Annotated in this window: 20 protein-coding genes; 9 read left to right on the forward strand and 11 right to left on the reverse strand. The window is 76.7% G+C overall.

All coding sequences use genetic code 11. The features are described 5' to 3' along the window. Positions 1-67: 67 nt before the first annotated feature. Positions 68-793 carry a response regulator transcription factor gene (locus ATM99_RS00055; protein WP_062100922.1) on the reverse strand — a complete coding sequence of 242 codons (726 nt, stop codon included), beginning with the start codon at positions 791-793 and terminating at the stop codon, positions 68-70. Between the two features lie 249 nt (positions 794-1,042). Between ATM99_RS00055 and ATM99_RS00060 the strand changes: the two genes are divergently transcribed. From ATM99_RS00060 to dtd, 9 genes are all read left to right on the forward strand, one after another. Next, positions 1,043-1,777: a hypothetical protein gene (locus ATM99_RS00060; RefSeq protein WP_062100923.1), complete on the forward strand. Its 735-nt coding sequence runs from the start codon at positions 1,043-1,045 to the stop codon at positions 1,775-1,777. A 282-nt stretch (positions 1,778-2,059) separates the two neighbouring features. Next, the gene (locus ATM99_RS00065) at positions 2,060-2,644 is read left to right on the forward strand and encodes an FABP family protein (protein ID WP_062100924.1); all 585 of its coding nucleotides are present in this window, start codon (positions 2,060-2,062) and stop codon (positions 2,642-2,644) included. A gap of 31 nt (positions 2,645-2,675) precedes the next feature. Next, entirely contained in the window at positions 2,676-3,878 is a 1,203-nt protein-coding gene (locus tag ATM99_RS00070) for a folate-binding protein YgfZ (RefSeq protein ID WP_062100939.1), read from the forward strand. A gap of 19 nt (positions 3,879-3,897) precedes the next feature. Continuing rightward, positions 3,898-5,004: an aromatic acid exporter family protein gene (locus ATM99_RS00075; RefSeq protein WP_062100925.1), complete on the forward strand. Its 1,107-nt coding sequence runs from the start codon at positions 3,898-3,900 to the stop codon at positions 5,002-5,004. A gap of 135 nt (positions 5,005-5,139) precedes the next feature. After that, on the forward strand, positions 5,140-5,400 hold the full coding sequence (locus tag ATM99_RS00080; protein WP_062100926.1) for a type II toxin-antitoxin system Phd/YefM family antitoxin: 261 nt from the start codon (positions 5,140-5,142) through the stop codon (positions 5,398-5,400). 2 nt (positions 5,401-5,402) lie between these two features. Further along, a complete protein-coding gene (locus ATM99_RS00085; protein ID WP_062100927.1) occupies positions 5,403-5,828 on the forward strand; it encodes a type II toxin-antitoxin system VapC family toxin in 426 nt (141 codons plus the stop codon). 27 nt (positions 5,829-5,855) lie between these two features. Next, the gene (locus ATM99_RS00090; RefSeq protein WP_062100928.1) at positions 5,856-6,194 is read left to right on the forward strand and encodes a DUF2516 family protein; all 339 of its coding nucleotides are present in this window, start codon (positions 5,856-5,858) and stop codon (positions 6,192-6,194) included. Then, complete coding sequence (locus ATM99_RS00095; RefSeq protein ID WP_062100940.1) at positions 6,191-7,168, forward strand: asparaginase; 978 nt, start codon at positions 6,191-6,193, stop codon at positions 7,166-7,168. Before ATM99_RS00090 ends, ATM99_RS00095 begins: the two co-directional genes overlap by 4 nt. Beyond that, complete coding sequence (gene dtd, locus ATM99_RS00100; RefSeq protein ID WP_062100929.1) at positions 7,165-7,599, forward strand: D-aminoacyl-tRNA deacylase; 435 nt, start codon at positions 7,165-7,167, stop codon at positions 7,597-7,599. Before ATM99_RS00095 ends, dtd begins: the two co-directional genes overlap by 4 nt. 409 nt (positions 7,600-8,008) lie before the next feature. Here the strand turns inward: dtd and ATM99_RS00105 are convergent, their stop codons facing one another. The 10 genes from ATM99_RS00105 to ATM99_RS00150 form a co-directional block, all read right to left on the reverse strand. Further along, a complete protein-coding gene (locus tag ATM99_RS00105; RefSeq protein WP_062100930.1) occupies positions 8,009-8,875 on the reverse strand; it encodes an aldo/keto reductase in 867 nt (288 codons plus the stop codon). Between the two features lie 71 nt (positions 8,876-8,946). Next, positions 8,947-9,774 carry a Cof-type HAD-IIB family hydrolase gene (locus ATM99_RS00110; protein ID WP_255356756.1) on the reverse strand — a complete coding sequence of 276 codons (828 nt, stop codon included), beginning with the start codon at positions 9,772-9,774 and terminating at the stop codon, positions 8,947-8,949. Positions 9,775-9,869: 95 nt separating this feature from the next. Further along, a complete protein-coding gene (locus tag ATM99_RS19120; protein ID WP_062100931.1) occupies positions 9,870-10,256 on the reverse strand; it encodes a hypothetical protein in 387 nt (128 codons plus the stop codon). Then, positions 10,256-11,377, reverse strand: a complete 1,122-nt coding sequence (locus ATM99_RS00120; protein WP_062100932.1) for a hypothetical protein — start codon at positions 11,375-11,377, stop codon at positions 10,256-10,258. The genes ATM99_RS19120 and ATM99_RS00120 overlap by 1 nt, the downstream gene beginning before the upstream one ends. 157 nt (positions 11,378-11,534) lie before the next feature. Continuing rightward, a complete protein-coding gene (locus ATM99_RS00125) occupies positions 11,535-12,773 on the reverse strand; it encodes a hypothetical protein (RefSeq protein ID WP_150118027.1) in 1,239 nt (412 codons plus the stop codon). Further along, positions 12,770-13,849: a VWA domain-containing protein gene (locus ATM99_RS00130; RefSeq protein WP_062100934.1), complete on the reverse strand. Its 1,080-nt coding sequence runs from the start codon at positions 13,847-13,849 to the stop codon at positions 12,770-12,772. Before ATM99_RS00130 ends, ATM99_RS00125 begins: the two co-directional genes overlap by 4 nt. Continuing rightward, positions 13,846-14,838, reverse strand: a complete 993-nt coding sequence (locus tag ATM99_RS00135; RefSeq protein WP_062100935.1) for a VWA domain-containing protein — start codon at positions 14,836-14,838, stop codon at positions 13,846-13,848. The genes ATM99_RS00130 and ATM99_RS00135 overlap by 4 nt, the downstream gene beginning before the upstream one ends. Then, positions 14,832-15,326, reverse strand: a complete 495-nt coding sequence (locus tag ATM99_RS00140; RefSeq protein WP_062100936.1) for a hypothetical protein — start codon at positions 15,324-15,326, stop codon at positions 14,832-14,834. The genes ATM99_RS00135 and ATM99_RS00140 overlap by 7 nt, the downstream gene beginning before the upstream one ends. After that, positions 15,313-16,278, reverse strand: a complete 966-nt coding sequence (locus ATM99_RS00145; RefSeq protein WP_062100937.1) for a DUF58 domain-containing protein — start codon at positions 16,276-16,278, stop codon at positions 15,313-15,315. Before ATM99_RS00145 ends, ATM99_RS00140 begins: the two co-directional genes overlap by 14 nt. 5 nt (positions 16,279-16,283) lie before the next feature. Continuing rightward, the gene (locus tag ATM99_RS00150; RefSeq protein WP_062100938.1) at positions 16,284-17,276 is read right to left on the reverse strand and encodes a MoxR family ATPase; all 993 of its coding nucleotides are present in this window, start codon (positions 17,274-17,276) and stop codon (positions 16,284-16,286) included. Between the last annotated feature and the right edge of the window lie 223 nt (positions 17,277-17,499).

The raw sequence follows: 17,499 nt of genomic DNA on the forward strand, positions 1-17,499 counted from the left end.
GCTGCCGACCAGGCTTCCCGGCGCTCCTGCGTCCCAGCCTACGACCGAGCGGTGCCGGTCGCGCGCGTCAGGCGTCCGCGGGCTCCGGGACGTCGGCGCGGTCGTCGGCGGGGCGACGGTCCTTGGGCGGGTCGAACCGGTAGCCGACGTTGCGGACCGTGCCGATGAGCTGCTCGTGCTCGGGGCCGAGCTTGGCGCGCAGGCGCCGCACGTGGACGTCGACCGTGCGCGTGCCCCCGTAGTAGTCGTAGCCCCAGACCTCCTGCAGCAGCTGCGCGCGCGTGAAGACGCGGCCCGGGTGCTGCACGAGGTACTTGAGGAGCTCGAACTCCTTGTACGTGAGGTCGAGCGGACGGCCGCGCAGGCGGGCCGTGTAGCCGCCCGCGTCGATCGTCAGCTCGCCCGACGAGATCTCCTGCGGGGAGTCGTCGTAGGCGGCCGTGGCCGCGCGCTCCATGACGAGGCGGAACCGCGTCTCGACCTCGGCCGGCGTCGCGTGCTCGAGCACGATGTCGTCGGCGCCCCACTCGGCCGTGACGACCGTCAGGCCGCCCTCGGTGAGGACCAGGACGAGCGGCACGGTCAGACCCGTCGCGCGCAGCAGGCGGCACGTCGTGCGTGCGGTCACCAGGTCGCGGCGCGCGTCGAGCACGACGATGTCGGCGTCCGGTGCGTCCACGAGGGCGGACGGCTCGACGGGAAGGACGCGGACCCGGTGGGACAGGAGCCCCAACGCGGGCAGCACCTGTGCCGAACCCCCGGACGCAGGCGTGAGGAGCAGCAGATCCGCCACCGGTCACCTCCTGGCTGCGAGTGGGGACACGCTACAACGTGGCGCACCACGCGTGAGCACGGTCTCGCAGAACGACCCCCCGACGCGCCCGCGACCACCCGTCCGGACGGGACCACCGGCGCCCGGTCCCCGCCCGGGGTCTGCGACAATCGCCCGCGTGCCTGACGACGCCCGCTCCCCCCGACGCCGCTCCCGACGCCGTGCCGAGCACCCCGTGACGGCGCCGCACGGCCGGGGCCGGGGCGACCGATGAGCGTCGAGACCCGGTCGGTCGTCACCGCCGCGCTGGCCGCCGTGGTCGCGGTCGCGGGGTACTTCGGGATGCTGCCGCTCGCGGTGGTCAGCGCGGTGCTCGTCGTCGCGCTCGCGGTCGGGTGGCCGGCGCTCGCCGGGCTGCCGTTCACGCCGGGGGCCGGGGCCGTGGTCGGGCTCGGCGGCCTGGGCGCCGTCGCGGCGGTCACCGTGACCCCCGACGACCCCTTCCTGCAGCACATGGCGCTCGTGCTGGCGGGCGCCGTGGTGCTCGCGTTCGTCAACGAGCTGCTGCGCCGCGACGGGCGCGTGCGCATGGTCGAGTCGGTGTCCGGCACGGTCACCGGCACGGTGCTCGCGGTGTGCGTCACCGGCTGGGTCGCGACGTCGCGGCTCACGGGCGGCGACGAGCTCGTGGTGGCCGGCGCGATCGCGCTCGCGCTCGGCTCCGCGGCGGTCGCGCTGCGAGGGCGCGCGTGGGTGGTCTACCTGGTCACCGTGGTCGCGGCGACCGCGGGCGGTGCGCTCGTGGGCGCGCTCCTGCCGACCGTGCACCTCGCGGCCGGCGTCGCGCTGGGCGTGGGCGTGGGTGTGCTGGTCGCGGCCATGCACGCGCTGTTCGACCGCCTCCCGGCCCTCGTGCGGCGGGTCCCCGCGTTCGCGGTCGTGGTGCTCCCCGTGACCGTGACCGGCGTGCTCGTCTACGTCGCCGGGCGCGTGCTCGCAGGCTGAGCGGGCCTCCGGGCCGGCCGCTGCCGGCCGCTCGGGACGATCCGAGCGCCGTGCGTCGTTAGGATCGGTGCATGACTGCGCTCGAGGGCTTCTTCATCGGCCTGCTCGTGGCCGCCACGCTGACGATCGGGTGGTTCGCGACGTTCGTCGTGTACCGCCTCTACAAGGGCCAGCGCTGAGCCCTCGGCGCTGACCGCGCCCGCGCGCCGCCGACCCGGCGGTGCGCGACCCCGTGCACGTCGCCGGCCGCCGCCGGTGCACGCCCGACGCCGAGGAGGCACTGTGCCGTTCGTGCTGCCCGAGGGCCTCGCGCCCGAGGTCTACCCGCTCGCCTGGCTGGTCGGCCGCTGGCGCGGCGAAGGCGTCGTGGGGTACCCCGGCATCGAGGAGAGCACCTTCACGCAGGAGCTCGAGGTCACGCACGACGGGGGCCCCTACCTCGCCTACCGCACGACCGTCCGGCTCGTCGAGGCGCCCGACGACGCCGCCGCGCTGACCGGTGACGACGCGGCCGACGCGACCCCGGGCGACGCCGCCCCGGAGGGCCCCGTGTGGTCCACCGAGTCCGGCTTCTGGCGCGTGCCGCCCGAGCGCCCCGCCGACCTGCCCGACGAGCAGCACCCCGTCGAGCTGCTGCTCGCCGACCCGTCGGGGAACGTGTCGGTCTACGTCGGGGCCGTCGGCAAGGGGCGCATCGACCTCGCGTCGGACCTGATCGCGCACACCGCGTCCGGTGCCGCCGTCAACGCCGGCAAGCGCCTGTACGGCCTGGTCGAGGGCGACCTGATGTGGGCGCACGACCTCGCCGCGTTCGGGCAGCCGCTGCAGTCCTACGCCTCGGCGCGCCTGAGCCGCGTGGAGGACTGACGTGACCGCGCAGCCGGGCCCGGGGCCCGCCGTGGACGCCACGGCCGTCGAGGACGCCGCGCCCGTCGAGCCACGCCACCGCAGCCCGCTGCTGACGCGGCACGGCGCCGTCCCGGGCGCCGGGCCCGACGCGGGCGTCGCGTGGCACTACGGCGACCCGACCGCCGAGCAGCGCGCGCTCGCGCGCGGCGGTGCGGTGGTCGACCAGTCGCACCTGGGGGTCGTGACCGTGACGGGCCCCGACCGCCTGACCTGGCTGCACTCGCTGACGTCGCAGGACGTCGCGACGCTCGCCCCGCGCACGTCGACCGAGCTGCTGGTGCTCGACCCCCACGGGCACGTCGAGCACGCGGTCGGCGTCGTCGACGACGGCGAGACCACCTGGCTGCTCACCGAGACCGCCCCGGCCCTCGCGGCGTGGCTCGACCGGATGCGCTTCATGCTGCGCGTCGAGGTCGCCGACGTCACCGACGCGTGGGCCGCGATCGGCGAGCCGGTCGACGCCGAGGGCGCCGAGGGCGAGCCCGTGACGTGGCGCGACCCGTGGCCGCGCACCGCCCCCGGCGGCACGCGGTACGGCGCCGACGACGCCGCGCACCCGGGCGTCGACCGGCCGTGGCGGCTCGTGCTCGTGCCGCGCGAGCGGCTCGCCGACGAGGTCCGGGCGCGCGAGGCAGCGGGCTGGCCGCTCGTCGGCACGTGGGCGTCCGAGGCGCTGCGCGTCGAGGCGTGGCGCCCCCGTGCGACCCGTGAGGTCGACGACCGCACGATCCCGCACGAGCTCGACTGGCTGCGCAGCTCGGTGCACCTGCACAAGGGGTGCTACCGCGGGCAGGAGACCGTCGCGCGCGTGCACAACCTGGGGCGTCCGCCGCGCCGGCTGGTCATGCTGCACCTCGACGGCTCGGGACACCTCGTGCCCGAGGTCGGCGCGGCCGTGCGGCTGCCGGCCGCCGCGGCGCCCACGGCCGGGGGCGGCGAGGGTGCGGAGCCCGGGCGTCCGGTGGGCCGCGTGACCTCCGTCGCGCGGCACCACGAGCTCGGCCCGGTCGCGCTCGCGGTCGTCAAGCGATCCGTGCCCGAGGACGCCGTGCTGCTGGTCGACTGCGACGGCGGCGCCGTCTCGGCCGGGCAGGAGGTCGTCGTGCGTGGCGAGGGCGTGACGGCCGACCGGCCCGCGCCGCGCGGACCGCTCACCCGGGGGCTCGGGCAGCACCCGATGCTCGGGCCGTGACGCGCGTGGCGGGTGCCGCGTGAGCGTCGCCTCGTCCCTCGGCTCGTCCGCCGCGCTGCGTCTGCAGGTCGAGTCCCGTGTGCGGGCCGGCTGGTCGCGCGTGCGGGCGTCGTGGCTGCTGATCCTCCAGGCGTCGCTCGCGGCGGGGGTCTCGTACGGGATCGCGCGGTACGTCGCCGGGCACCCGGCGGCGTTCTTCGCCCCCGTCAGCACGTGGATCGCGCTCGGGTTCTCGCGCGACCGGAACGTGCGCCGCGTCGCCGAGCTGGCTGTCGGGGTCGCGATCGGCGTCGGGGCGGGCGACCTCGTCGTGCACGTCATCGGCTCGGGCGTGTGGCAGATGGCGCTCGTGCTCCTGGTCGCCGCGCTGCTGGGTCGGTTCCTCGACCGCGGGCTCATGCTCACGACGCAGGCCGGCGTGCAGGCCATCGTCATCGTCGGTCTGCCGCAGACCACGGGGTCGCCGTTCGGGCGGTGGGTCGACGCGCTGATCGGCGGCGGGGTCGCCCTCGCGGTCGCGCTGCTCACGCCGACCGACCCGCGTCGGCACCCGCGCACGCTCGCGCAGACGGCGGTCCAGGAGCTCGCGGCCGTGCTGCACGTGCTGGCCCGCGGGCTGCGCACGCGCTCGGTCGACGACGTCGAGTCCGCGCTGCTCACGGGGCGCGCGTCGCAGCCCGCGCTCGACGAGTGGCGCGACTCCGCGCGCTCGGCCGCCGAGCTCGTGCGCCTCGCCCCCGCGCACCGCCGGCACCGCGGCGAGCTGCACCGGCTCGTGGACGAGTCCGTGCTGCTCGACCGCGCGATGCGCAACGCGCGCGTGCTCGCACGCCGCGCGGTGGCCGCGGTCGAGGACGGGCACGTCGCGCCCGGGCTGGCCGACGCCGTCGCGTCGGCGGCCCGCTCGACCGACGACCTCGCGGCCGCCGTCGGCTCGGGGCACGACGCACGCGCCGCGCGCGAGCGGCTGCTCGACCTCGCGGGGACGCTCGACCCGCACGCGCTCGCGCCCGAGGACTGGCAGGCGCAGTCGCTCGTGCTGCTGCTGCGCTCGCTCGTCGTCGACCTGCTGGAGGCCGCCGGGGCGTCGCCCGCGGACGCGCGCACCGCCCTCCCCGAGCTCTGACGTCCCGGCGCGCGGGGCACGGTCGCGCGGGGCGGCGGTCCGCCGGCCCGCAGCCGGGCGCGGCCGTGGATCGGCCCGCCGACGCGTGGCGCGGGTCCGACGGCCGGTGAGCCCCGCCCGGTAGCGTCCGGGGGCATGGAGGTCGCGGTCAGCGCGTTGCGCGCGGAGCTCAGGCAGTGGATCGAGACGGCGCGGTCGGGGCAGGACGTCGTCGTGACCGAGCGCGGCGTGCCCGTCGCCCGGCTCGTGGGCATCGAGTCCGCGGACCTCGTGGCGCGGCTCGAGCGCGACGGCCTGCTCACGGCTGCGGCGGGCGAGCGACCTGCCGCCGAGCCCGAGCGTGCCGCGGGCGCCGCGCGTGCGGTCTCGGGCCTCGTGCGACGGCTGCGGCGCTGACCGTGGCGCTCGCGTACCTGGACACCAGCGCGCTGGTGAAGCTGTGCGTCGCCGAGCCGGGCACCGACCTGGTCGCCGCGGTCTGGGACGGCGCCGACCTCGTCGTCACGTCCCGCTTGGCCGACGCCGAGGTGCGGGCCGTGCTCGCGTCCGGCCGGCGGGCCGGTGCGCTCGACGACGACGCCGCGCGCACCGCGACGGCGGCGTGGCGCCGCCTGAGCCCGGGCCTGCGGCTCGTCGAGACCGTGCCCGCGGTCCTCGACGAGGCGGCGCGGCTGGTCGAGCGGCACCCGCTGCGCGCCGCCGACGCCGTGCACCTCGCGTCGGCGCTCGTGCTGCGCTCGCCCGACCTGCTGGTGCTCGCGTGGGACGAGCACCTCGCCGTCGCGGCGCGCTCCGAGGGCCTGGCGGTGCTGCCGCGCCCGTGAGCCCGGCCGTCTCGTAGGCTCGGGTCCGTGGGGTTCATCTGGTCGGTGCAGGCACTGCTCTTCTTCGTCTTCTACCTGACGATCTTCGTGCTGAGCGCGTGGGCGCTGCTGGACTGCCTGCGGCGTCCCGCGGGGGCGTTCACGGCGGCGGGCAAGCGCACCAAGACGTTCTGGACCTGGCTGCTCGTGGCGGCCGCGGTCGTCGCGTTCATCTCGGTGCCGATCCCCGGGTTCCCGTCGTTCGGGCTGAGCTTCCTCGCGCTCGGCAGCGCGGCGGCCGCGATCGTGTACCTCGTCGACGTGCGTCCCGCGGTGGCGCCGTACTCCGGTCGGCGCGGCGGTGGCGGCTCGCGGGGCGGGTGGTGAGCGCGCGCGACGTCGCCACGGCGGCGGTCCCGCTCGCGGACGTCGTGCGCGGCGACCTCGTGGAGTCGGTGCACCTGGGGCACGTCGTCGTGCTCGCGCCCGACGGCTCGGTGCGGCTCGCGCTCGGCGACCCCGACGTCGTGGTCTGGCCGCGGTCGTCGCTCAAGCCCGTGCAGGCCGTCGCGATGCTGCGCGCGGGTCTCGACGCGGACGGCGAGGAGCTCGCGCTCGCGTGCGCGAGCCACTCGGGGGAGCCGGGGCACCTCGACGTCGTGCGGCGCGTGCTGGCCGGCGCCGGGCTGGACGAGGCCGACCTGCAGAACACGCCCGACTGGCCGCTGTCGGCCGACGCCGCGTGGCAGCGGCGCACCGACGGGCACGCACCCGCGTCGCTCACGCAGAACTGCTCCGGCAAGCACGCCGCGATGCTCGCGACGTGCCGCGCGGCGGGCTGGGACGTCGCGACCTACCGCGACCCGGGGCACCCGCTGCAGCGGGCCGTCGTGGCGACGACCGCCGAGCTGACGGGCGACCGGGTGGACCACGTGACCGTCGACGGCTGCGGCGCGCCGCTGCTGTCGACGACGCTGGCGGGCCTCGCGCGGGCGTTCGGCGCGATCGCGTCCGCGGGGGACCCGGCGTCGCCGCTCGCCCGGGTCGCCCGGGCCATGACGACGCACCCCTGGCACGTGGGCGGGACGGGCCGCGACGTCACGGCAGTCATGCAGGCCGTGCCCGGGCTGGTCGCGAAGGACGGCGCCGACGGCGTGTACGCCGCGGGCCTGCCCGACGGCGGTGCGGTCGCGCTCAAGGTGCTCGACGGCTCGGCGCGGCCGCGGGCCGCGGTGCTGGCCGCCGCGCTCGTCGTCGCGGGCGTCGACCCCGCGCTCGTCGCGGCCGTCGGTGCGACGCCCGTGCTGGGTCACGGGCAGCCGGTCGGCGAGGTGCGCGCGACGTTCGGCGACGCCGCGTGAGGGCCGTCGTCCAGCGCGTCACGCGCGCGGCGGTGCGCGTGGACGGCCAGGTCGTGGGGAAGATCGACCGGCCCGGGCTGCTCGCGCTCGTGGGCGTGACGCCCGGCGACGGCCCCGCCCAGGTCGAGGTCGTGGCGCGCAAGATCGCCGAGCTGCGGATCCTGCGCGACGAGCGGTCGGCGGTCGACGCGGGCGCACCCGTGCTCGTCGTCAGCCAGTTCACGTTGTACGCCGACGTGCGCAAGGGCCGCCGGCCGACGTGGAACGCGGCGGCCCCCGGTCCGGTCGCGGAGCCGCTGGTCGACGCGGTGGTGGCGGCGCTGCGGGAGCGCGGGCTCGAGGTCGCGACGGGGCGGTTCGGCGCCGACATGGCGGTCGAGCTCGTGAACGACGGGCCCGTGACGATCCTCGTGGAGTCCGCGCCCGCGTGAGGGTGCGGCCCACGGGTTCCCACGTCGTCGTCCACAGGGCGGTGGGTCTCCCTGCGGAGGCGTCCACACGCTCTCCGCTCGGCTCGTCCGCCCTGGCCGCGTGCCGCTGACGGACCCGTCGCGAGCCGCGTCTGCGCTGGTGGCGGCGGTGCGACGCGCTCGATGACCGTCTTCTAGTCCTGCGCGTGACGCGGCGCAAGGGGCGCGGGTCCGGAGTTCTCGTCCACCGCGCCATCCACATGCTCGTCCACAGGGTCACCTGGGAGTCCACGAGTCAGACACAGGGGTGTGGACACGATCTGTGGACACCCGCGCCGCTGGTCACCCGTCCGGGCGCAGCGCCGGGTGGTGAGGGTAGCGTCCCGGTCACGCCGCCGTGCCCGGCGCGGCGGCGTGACCGGGGGGAGGGTCAGGCGACGGCGGCGTCCAGCGCGGCGACCTCGTCCGCCGTGAGCTCGAGGTCCGCGGCACGCACCGAGTCCTGGATCGACGCGGGGCGCGACGCCCCCGGGATCGGGATGACGACGTCGGCCTGCGCGAGCTCCCACGCGAGCGTCACCTGCTGCGGGCTCACGCCGTGCGCGTCGGCGACCTCCTGGAACGCGGCGTACCGCGTGCCCAGGTCCCGCGCGCTGCGGATGCCGCCCAGCGGGCTCCACGGGAGGAACGCGACGCCCAGCTCGGCGCACAGCTCGAGCTCGGGCTGCGACGAGCGGAACGACGGCGAGTACTGGTTCTGCACCGACGCGAGCCGGCCGCCCAGCAGCTCCTGCGCGAGGCGGATCTGGTCCGGGTCGGCGTTCGAGATGCCGGCCATGCGGATCAGCCCCGAGTCGAGCAGCTCGACGATCGCGCCGAGCGACTCGGCGTACGGCACCTGCGGGTCGGGGCGGTGGAACTGGTAGAGGCCGATCTGCTCGACGCCCAGGCGGCGGGCCGACGCCTGCGCCGCGGCGCGCAGGTGCTCGGGCGACCCGTCGAGCGTCCAGGAGCCGTCGCCCGGGCGCAGGTGACCGCCCTTGGTCGCGACCACGACGCCCGACGTGTCGCCGCCCCACGAGCGCAGCGCCTGCGCGATGAGCTCCTCGTTGTGGCCGACCTCGTCGGCGTGCAGGTGGTACGCGTCCGCGGTGTCGACGAGCGTGACGCCCGCGTCGAGCGCGGCGTGGATCGTGGCGACCGAGCGCTCCCGGTCGGGGCGGCCCTCGATGCTCATGGGCATGCCGCCAAGGCCGACGGCGCTGACGGGGACTCCGGCGAGGTTGCGTGTCTTCATGCGTCCATCCCACCCCGCGCGGGCCTGCGACGCACCCCGTCGGTCGTCGGTCGCACCCCGTCGCGCGTCCGTCAGGGCAGCCGCAGCAGCGCGCGCAGCGTGCGGACCACGCCGTTGTCCGCGTTGGACGGTGCCACGTACCGCGCGTGCGCCCGGACGTCGGGGTGCGCGTTGTCCATTGCGAACGACCACTGCGCCGCGTCGAGCATGCCGAGGTCGTTGAGGTAGTCGCCGAACGCGACGGTCTGCGCGGGCGTGACACCGAGCGCGGCCTGCACGTCGCGCAGCGCGTGCCCCTTGTCCGCGGTCGGGCTCATGACGTCCACCCAGTGCTGGCCGCTGACGAGCACGCGCGCCGCGTCCGTGAACGTCGCGAGGGCCGGTGCCACCCCCGTCTCGGCCGGGCCGAAGTCGTAGACCGCGACCTTGAGCACCGTGTCCTCGACGGCCGTGAGGTCCGGCACCTGCTCGAGCAGCGCGTAGTACGGCTCGCACTGTGCGAGGAACGCCGCGTCGGTGCGCTCGACGTACGCCGACGCGCGCCCGCACAGCACGACGCCCACGTCGGCGCCGCCCGCGGCGTGCGACCGCACGGCCCGCACGACGTCCCGCGCGGTCGTCGCGGCGAGCCCGTCGACCGCGAGCGGCTCGCCGTCCCGCACGACGAGCGCCCCGTTCTCGGCGACGTACACGAGGTCGTCGCGCCCCAGCTGGCGTCGCAGCGTCGCGTACTGCCGCCCGCTCGCGGGGCACACGGTCACGCCCCGCGCGACCAGCGCGTCCAGCAGCGGCCAGAAAGACGGGTCGACGCGCTTGGTGTCGTCGAGCAGCGAGCCGTCCATGTCGACGGCGACCAGGCGCACGTCGGGGACGACGTCGAAGGGGGGAGGTTCGGTCACGCGCACGTGCTCGATCCTCGCACCCGCCGGGCCTCCGGCCGCAGGCCCGGCCCGTCGGGACGCCCCGCGGTGCCGCGGCACCACCGGGTCGCCCGTCAGTCCTCCGCCGGGACGTCCTCGTCCGTCGTCTCGACCACGACCACGACGCCGTCCGTCACCCGCTCCGCCCGCTCCCGCAGGTCGCGCAGCACGCCGGGGTCGAGCGTCGTCCCCGAGGTCCGGACCGTCACCACGACACGCTCACGGTCCGGCTCGTAGCGCGCGTCCTTGGGGTGCGGGTCGTCCGCGAGGGCGTCCAGGACCGCGAGCTCGAGCGCCGCCCGGGCCGCGTCGGGCTGCTGGTCGGTCGCCGCGGGCGTGGCCGGTACGTCGCCCGACGCACCGTCCTCCCCGCCGTCGCCCCCGCCCGCGCACGCGCTCGCGACGAGCACCACCGCGGCGACGGCCGCGAGGAGCCCGCCGCGAGCGCGTCCGTCGGCCATCAGCTCGTCTTCACCTTCACGGTGCCGGAGATCGATCCGACGTAGGCGACGGGCGTGACGTACGAGCCGCCCGAGTTGCTGCCGGTCGTGAAGCCGTAGCCGGTGCCCGCGACGAACCAGGGACCGCCCGAGTCCCCGCCCGAGGTCACCTTGTTCTCCGTGTAGTAGAGGTTGCACCACACGTTGCCGGACGAGAACGTCACGCAGCCCTTGTAGGACTCGACCTTCGACGAGCCGTACCCGGTGGTCTTGCCGTACTTGAACAGCAGCGAGCCGGTGGTGACGATCCCGGTGGCGGTGATGGTCCGCAGCTCCGACGCGCCGATCCGGAACTTGTTCTGGGGCGTGTCCCCGCTCAGCGCCGTGAAGCGCACGTCGCGGTTGCTCGACGCGACGTAGGTGCTGCCCGTGGTGTCGCCGTCGTACTTCGCGGGCTTCGTGGCGCAGTGCGCCGACGTCGTGATGCCGTACGCGGAGCCGCGCGTCGCCATGAAGCCGCCCGTGCACCCGCCGTAGACCTCGCCGCCCTGCGTGGCGTTCTCCTGCGGCACGTCGGCCGCGGGCTCGTAGGTCACGTCCACCCGGGGCCCGGCCGCGGCGCGCGCGGTCGGTGCGGCGAGCAGGTCGTCGACCCGCGCGGCCGTGGCCGCGGCGTCGTCCGTCCAGGCCGTGACCTGCACCGTCTGGCTCTCGGCGTCGTAGCGCGCGGCGAGGGAGGTGGCGCCGGCGGCGCGCAGGTTCTCGATGGCGGCGAGCTCGACGTCCGCGCGTCCGGCGTACGGCACGGCGCCCCCGGGGGCGGTGGTGACGTCGACGCCGGCCGAGGCCAGGTCGCCGGCGAGCGCGTCCGCGCCCTGCGCGACGACGACGTGCCCGCGCGCGCCGTCCCACGAGAAGTCGACGAGATCGTCGGGGTGCGACGCGAGCACGCCGGCGAGCAGCTCGTTGAACGCGTTCTGGCCGCCGGTCGCGCGCAGCTCGCGCGCGGCGAGCCGGGCGTCCTCGCGGTCGTCCGGCGCGCCCCGGCCCGGGTCGGCGTGGGCGGCGGACAGCCCGAGGGAGGTCACCGCGACGGCGGTGACGACGACGGGCAGGACTGATCGACGGACGTGCTGGAACATGCGGTGGCCCCCTGGCTTCCGACGTCACGGCCGGGGGCGACGGTGCCCCGGGCTCGTCCGGACGCTAGCAGCGGGTCGGGCACCGGTGGAAGGGATCGGACAGCACCCCGCGTGCCCGCCAGCGGCGCGTGCGCCTGGACGAACGCCCACCGTCAGCTCACCAGTTGCGGCCGCCGCGCCCGCCGCCACCGGTGCCGGGCTGGTCGCCGCCGCCGCGCCCGCCCGAGCCGCTCTCGCCCTCGCCCTCGTCGCTGCCGTCACCGCCACCGCCGGCGTGGCCGTTGCGCTCGGCGAGCTGCTGCTGCCGCTCGGCCTCCGCCTGCGCGGGATCCGGCGCGCCCTGGTCGCCCGGGCCGGAGCCGGGCGCAGGCAGGTCGTCGATCGTGCCGTCCTCGGCCGCGCGGGCGAGCTGCTCGACGCCGGCCGCGAGGTCCAGCAGGTCCTGCATGCGCTGCTCGGCGGCCGCCTGCGGCGACGACGACGCGTCGTCGCCGTCCTGGCCGTCCTGCTCGTCGGCACCGCCGCCCTGCTCGTCCTGGCCGCCGCCCCCGCCGCCCTGGTCCTCCTGGTCGTCCTCGCCTCCGCCGCCCTGCGAGGGCGGCGGCGTGCACGCCGGGTCGCCGAGCGCCTCGGCCGCCAGGGCCGCGTGGTCGGCGGCGATGCGGAGCAGGAACGAGGCGTACGACATCTCGTCGGCCAGGACGGGCGGCTCGTCGCCGTACCGGGGTTCGAGGTCCGCGGGGTCGTACGGCTCGCCCGCGGCCTGCGCCGCGAGCGCGTCGGCGAGCTTCCTCGCGTACTCGAGCTGCTCGTCCGCGCTCTTCACCGCCGAGGCCTCGGCGGCCTGCAGCGCGAGCGCGCGGTTGGTCTGCACGTCGCACCGGTGCTGCTCGGGCACCCCGGCGAGCGCCTCGTCGAGGTGCTGCACGGCGCGCGTGTACCGGCCCGCGCGGTAGGCCGCGGTGCCCGCGTTGAACGCGGCCTTCCACCGCTCGACGATCGTGCGGTCCTTGACCTGCTCGAACGCGTCGACCGCGCGCCACTCGTCGCCGTGGTCGTAGATCTCGCGTGCCGCGGCGTAGCCGGGCGCCATGCGCGACAGGTTCAGCGCGAACGCGAGCAGCAGGAGCGCGGGCAGCCAGCTCCAGAGCAGCAGCCGCCGGCGCCGCCGTCGGTGCAGCGGCATCGCGGCGATGCGGGCGCGCTTCGCCGCGCGGCGCTCCTTGCGGGTGGTCGGACGGCCCGTGCCGCGCGCGGCTGCCCGCGCCTGCGCGGTGCGCTGGCTCAGCTCGACGGCCGCGCGGCGCGCGGCGCGGCGCTGCTCCTCGGCCTCGCGGCGGCGGCGCTGCTGCTCGGCTCCGCGGCGCCGCCGGTCCCGGCGGTCGTCGTTGATCATGAGGTCCTCCTGCGGCGACGGCTCGACGCGCGCGCCCACGTCCACGCCTCGGCGGCGAGCAGCGCGCCCGCGAGCAGCGCGAACGGCCACACCAGGTCGCGCTGCGTCGACAGGTCCGCGCGGCCGTCGGCGGCGATCGCCGCGACGTCGACGTCGGCCACGAGGTCGGCCGTCGGGGTGGGGCCGTCGCGGTGCACGTACGGCACGCCGAGCTCGGCGGCGACCTCGCGCAGCGCGGCCTCGTCGGCGCGCGACAGCGCGGGGCGCGACGGGTCGTCCGGGTCGGGGATGTAGGGCGCGTCGGGGCGGGCCACGCCGTCGAACTCACGCATCGGCGCACCGGCCGCCGTGCCGTACCCGAGCACCGCGCCGCCGTCGACGAGCTCGGCGACCTCCGCGAACGAGCCCGGCTCGGCGTCGGCGGTCTGCTCGCCGTCGGACAGGTAGAACACCAGCCGCACCATGGCGGGGTCGCGGTCGCGCGCGTCCTGCAACGACCGCGTGAGCACCTCGAGCGCGCGGTCGCGGCTCGTGCCCGCCGACCCGGCCGTGACCTCCTGCGTCACGGTCTGCGCCCACGCGCGCACGGCGTTCACGTCGTCCGTCAGGGGCAGCTGCGTGCCCGCCTCGTCGGCGAAGCCCACCACCGCGTACGAGCCGCCGGGCAGGTCGCCCGCGAGCGAGACCACGTCGTGGCGCACGCCGTCGAGACGCTGCACTGCCGGCTCGGGCGGCAGGCCCGGGCCGCGGACCACGGGGTCGCCCGGGCCCCAGTCCTCGGCGGCCATCGAGCCCGTGCGGTCCACCACGAACCACACCTGCACGCCCACGCGCGCACCACCGGCCTGCGTCGCCGCGGTCGTCGGCGTGAGGCCCACGACGCCCAGCACGACCACGAGCGCGGCCCGCCGCCACCAGGTCCGCGCACCCGCGCGCGGCGCGTCGGACCGCCGCACGCGCAGCCGTCCGCCCGCGCGCTCGACCCGCAGCCCCAGCGCCTGCCCGAGGCACACCAGCAGCACCGGCACCGCCGTGAGCAGCACGACGGCGACGGGCACGACCGTGCGGGCGCTCATGCGCGCACCCGCCAGGCCAGCACGACCACCGCGAGCCCCGCGGCGTACAGCAGCACGAGCCAGCCGTCGGAGTCGTCGGTGACGACGCGCTCGGGGTCGGCGTCCATCGCGGCGAGCTGGCTGGCCTGCACGCGCGCGAGGATCGCGGGCACGGCGCCCGCGTCGTCGGCCGTCGAGAACGTGCCGTCCGTCGACTCGGCCGCGAGGCGCATCTCGGTGGCCGTCGACGCCGCGAACGTCTCACGCCCGGCGGCGTGCAGCGCGTGCAGCACGACGCCGCGCGACGCCGCGAGCGCGGCCGCGTCGGGCAGCGTGTAGATCGGGGACCCCCACACCTCGTTGTCGGTCGCGAGCACCACCGAGCGCGACCGGTCGGCGTCGAACTGGTCGAACAGCAGCGTGCACGACGCGAGCCCGTCGCCGACCAGCGACGCCTGCCCCTCGAGCCCGGACGTGCCGCGGTAGATGGCCTCCGCCTCGGGAGAGCGGGGGTCGGCGAACGCCTCGCGCGCCGCGCGCAGCTGCTCGGAGACCAGCGTGTAGTCGTCGGTCAGCGGGAACACGGTGGACGACGTCGAGTCGAACACCGCGAGGGCCACGCGCTCGCCCGTGAACCCCTCGACCAGCCGCTCGAACGTCGCGACGACCCGCTCGTCGTAGTCGACCATCGACCCCGACACGTCGAGGCACAGCACGATGTCGCGGTTCGCGAGCTCGCGCGTGCGCTCCTCGACCGTGACGGGCCGCGCCGCGAGCACGCCCGCCGCGACGGCCGCGGCGGCGACCGCGAGGGCCAACCCGACGCGCAGCGCGCGGTACCGCACCCGCCACGCGCGCAGCGCCGGCACGCGCCGCAGGTCCTCGGTGTTCGCGATGCCGGTGGTCGCGCGGCGGTCGCGCAGCAGCAGCCCCACGAGCACGGCCGCGGCCACGACGCCCAGCACGGCGGGCACCAGCCACGGCACCTCGAGGCCCGCGCGCGTCACCACGAGCGCACCCGTGCCCGGGCCTGGTCCAGCGAGCGCGTGACGCGCGTGCGGGACGACCGGGCGAACGCGGGCACCGACGACTGCTCGAGCAGCGGTGCGAGGGGGCGCGTCTCGCGGCGCTCGCGCGCCTGCGACGCCGTCATGGTCGTGGTGTCGACGCCCGTGCGGACGCTCGCGAACTCGCGTACCGCGGCGCGCAGCTCGAGGTGCGCGCCGCGCGCGTCGACCTCGCCCGCGCGGTAGCGCCGCTCGACCTCGTCGAGGCGTGCGAGCGTCGTGCCGCGCAGCATCGCCCACGGGTCGCGGCGCGCGTTCGCCGCGGGGCGGGCACCGGCGGCCGGCGTCGGCTCGGGGGGTGCGTCCGCGGGGCGGCGCGTCCACAGCAGCACCCCGACGTACCAGCCGACCACCAGCACGACGATCGCGCCGGCGACCCACGGCCACCACCACGAGAACGGCATCGGGTCGACGAGCTCAGCGGCCGGCACGGCGCGACCTCCCCAGCAGCGCGACCATCTCGTCGAGCACGTCGTGCGTGCTCTCGACGCTCACCGACCGCACGCCGAGCCGCCGCAGCCGGCCCTCGACCTGCGAGTGCCGCTCGGTGCGCGCCGCGGCCACCGCCTCGCGCACGGCGCGGCGGCCCCGCAGGTACGCGGGCAGCGACCAGCCCGTCACGACGTCCCGCACGCGGCGCCCGCGCGGCGGCGCGACCACGGGCCGGCCGCGCTCGGTCGCCGCCGAGCCGCCCGCGAGCGACCCCGGCGCGGCGCCCAGACCCGCCGCGAACAGGTCCGCGTCGACGACCTGCACGACCATCACCTCGTGCCGCGTGCGCAGCCGCGCGAGCGCGCGCTCGTCGGCCTCGCCCGGGCGCGCCTCGTCGGTCACGACGACCACCAGGGACCGGCGCGGCGTGCCGCGCAGCACGCGGTCCAGCAGGCGCGCCAGGTCGCCCTCGGGCGCGTCGGGGTCGAACGTGCGCTGCACGCGCCGCAGCAGCACCTCCAGGTGCGTCGTCCCCGCGCCCGACGGCACCTCGACGACGCGGCCCGCGTCGCCCGCCACGAGGGACACGCGGTCGCCGCGCTGGTGCGCGAGGTGCGCGACGACGTCGGCCACGAGCTGCGCGACCTCGTGCTTGGGCTCGCCGCCGGCCGACGTCGCGGTCATGTGCCGCCCGGTGTCGACGACCAGCACGAGCGTGACGTTCGACGTCTCGACGTACCGCTTGACCACGGGCTGCGCCGAGCGCGCCGACGCGCGCCAGTCGATGTCGCCCACGTCGTCGCCCGGCGTGTAGACGTGCAGGTCGTCGACCTCGTCGCCGTGGCCCTTCCAGACCGCGCGGTGCCGTCCGTCGAGCAGGCCCGTGGCGCGCCGGAGCGTGGGCAGCTCGAGGCGCGCGCGGACGAGCGCGAGGCGGGACCGGGCGGGCACGGGGCTCAGGGCACCGGGACGGCGTCGAACACCGACGTGATGATCGACTCGGTCGACACGTCGTCGGCGATCGCGTCGAACGTGCGCACGATGCGGTGGCGCAGCACGGCGTTGCGCAGCGCGTGGACGTCGTCCGGGACGACGTGCCCGCGGCCCGCACGCAGCGCGACGGCCTGCGCGACCCGCATGAGCGAGATCGACCCGCGGGGGCTCGCGCCCATCCGCACGAGCCGGTCCAGGCCCGGGACCTGCACGGGGCCGCGGCCGCGCGTCGTGGCGACGAGGTCGACGACGTACCGGCGGATCGACGCGTCGACGTACACCTGGTCGACCAGGCGCTGCAGCCACGCCACCTCGTCGAGCCCCAGCCGGTCCGCGTCGAGCGGGCGGACCATGCGGCCGTCGGAGATGCGGTCGAGGATCTCGACCTCCTGCTCGGCGTCCGGGTAGTCCAGGACCTCCTTGAGCAGGAACCGGTCCATCTGCGCCTCGGGGAGCACGTGCGTGCCCTCCTCCTCGACCGGGTTCTGCGTGGCCAGCACCATGAACGGCGACGGCACCGGGTGGATCTCGCCCGCGATCGTGGTCTGGCGCTCCTGCATCGCCTCGAGCATCGCCGACTGCGTCTTGGCCGACGAGCGGTTGATCTCGTCGAGCAGCACGACGTTGGCGTGCACGGGGCCCAGCTGCGTCGTGAACTGCGACGTGCCGTAGTTGAAGACCTGCGTGCCCACGATGTCCGACGGCATGAGGTCCGGCGTGCACTGGATGCGGTGGAACGACCCCGACACCGCGTGCGCGAGCGTCTGCGCGGCCGTCGTCTTGGCGAGGCCCGGCACGGACTCGAGCAGCACGTGCCCACCGCACATCAGCGCGACGACGAGCGACGTGCGCAGCTGCTGCTGCCCGACGACGCGCTGGTCGAACACGGCGTCGATGCGCTCGCACAGCGCGATCGCACGGCTGCGGTCGGACGGGGAGACGGTGTCGCGAGTCACGGCGGGCAGGTTACCTGTGACAACGCCCGCCCGCGCGCTCGGGCGTGTCGGACGGGTGACGCGCGCCGTCGCCTCCCGGTCAGCCTCCCGGTCAGCCTCCCGGTCCGCCGACGTCACTCGCCGCCAACAGCCGTCCTCTGCGCCCACTCCGGCGAACGCGGGGTTCGGCCGCTCCTGGAGGCTCGGTCGCGGCAGAACCCCGCGTTCGACATCCCGGGTGCGC

It is taken from the genome of Cellulomonas sp. B6, from assembly GCF_001462455.1.
Classification (GTDB): Bacteria; Actinomycetota; Actinomycetes; order Actinomycetales; family Cellulomonadaceae; genus Cellulomonas.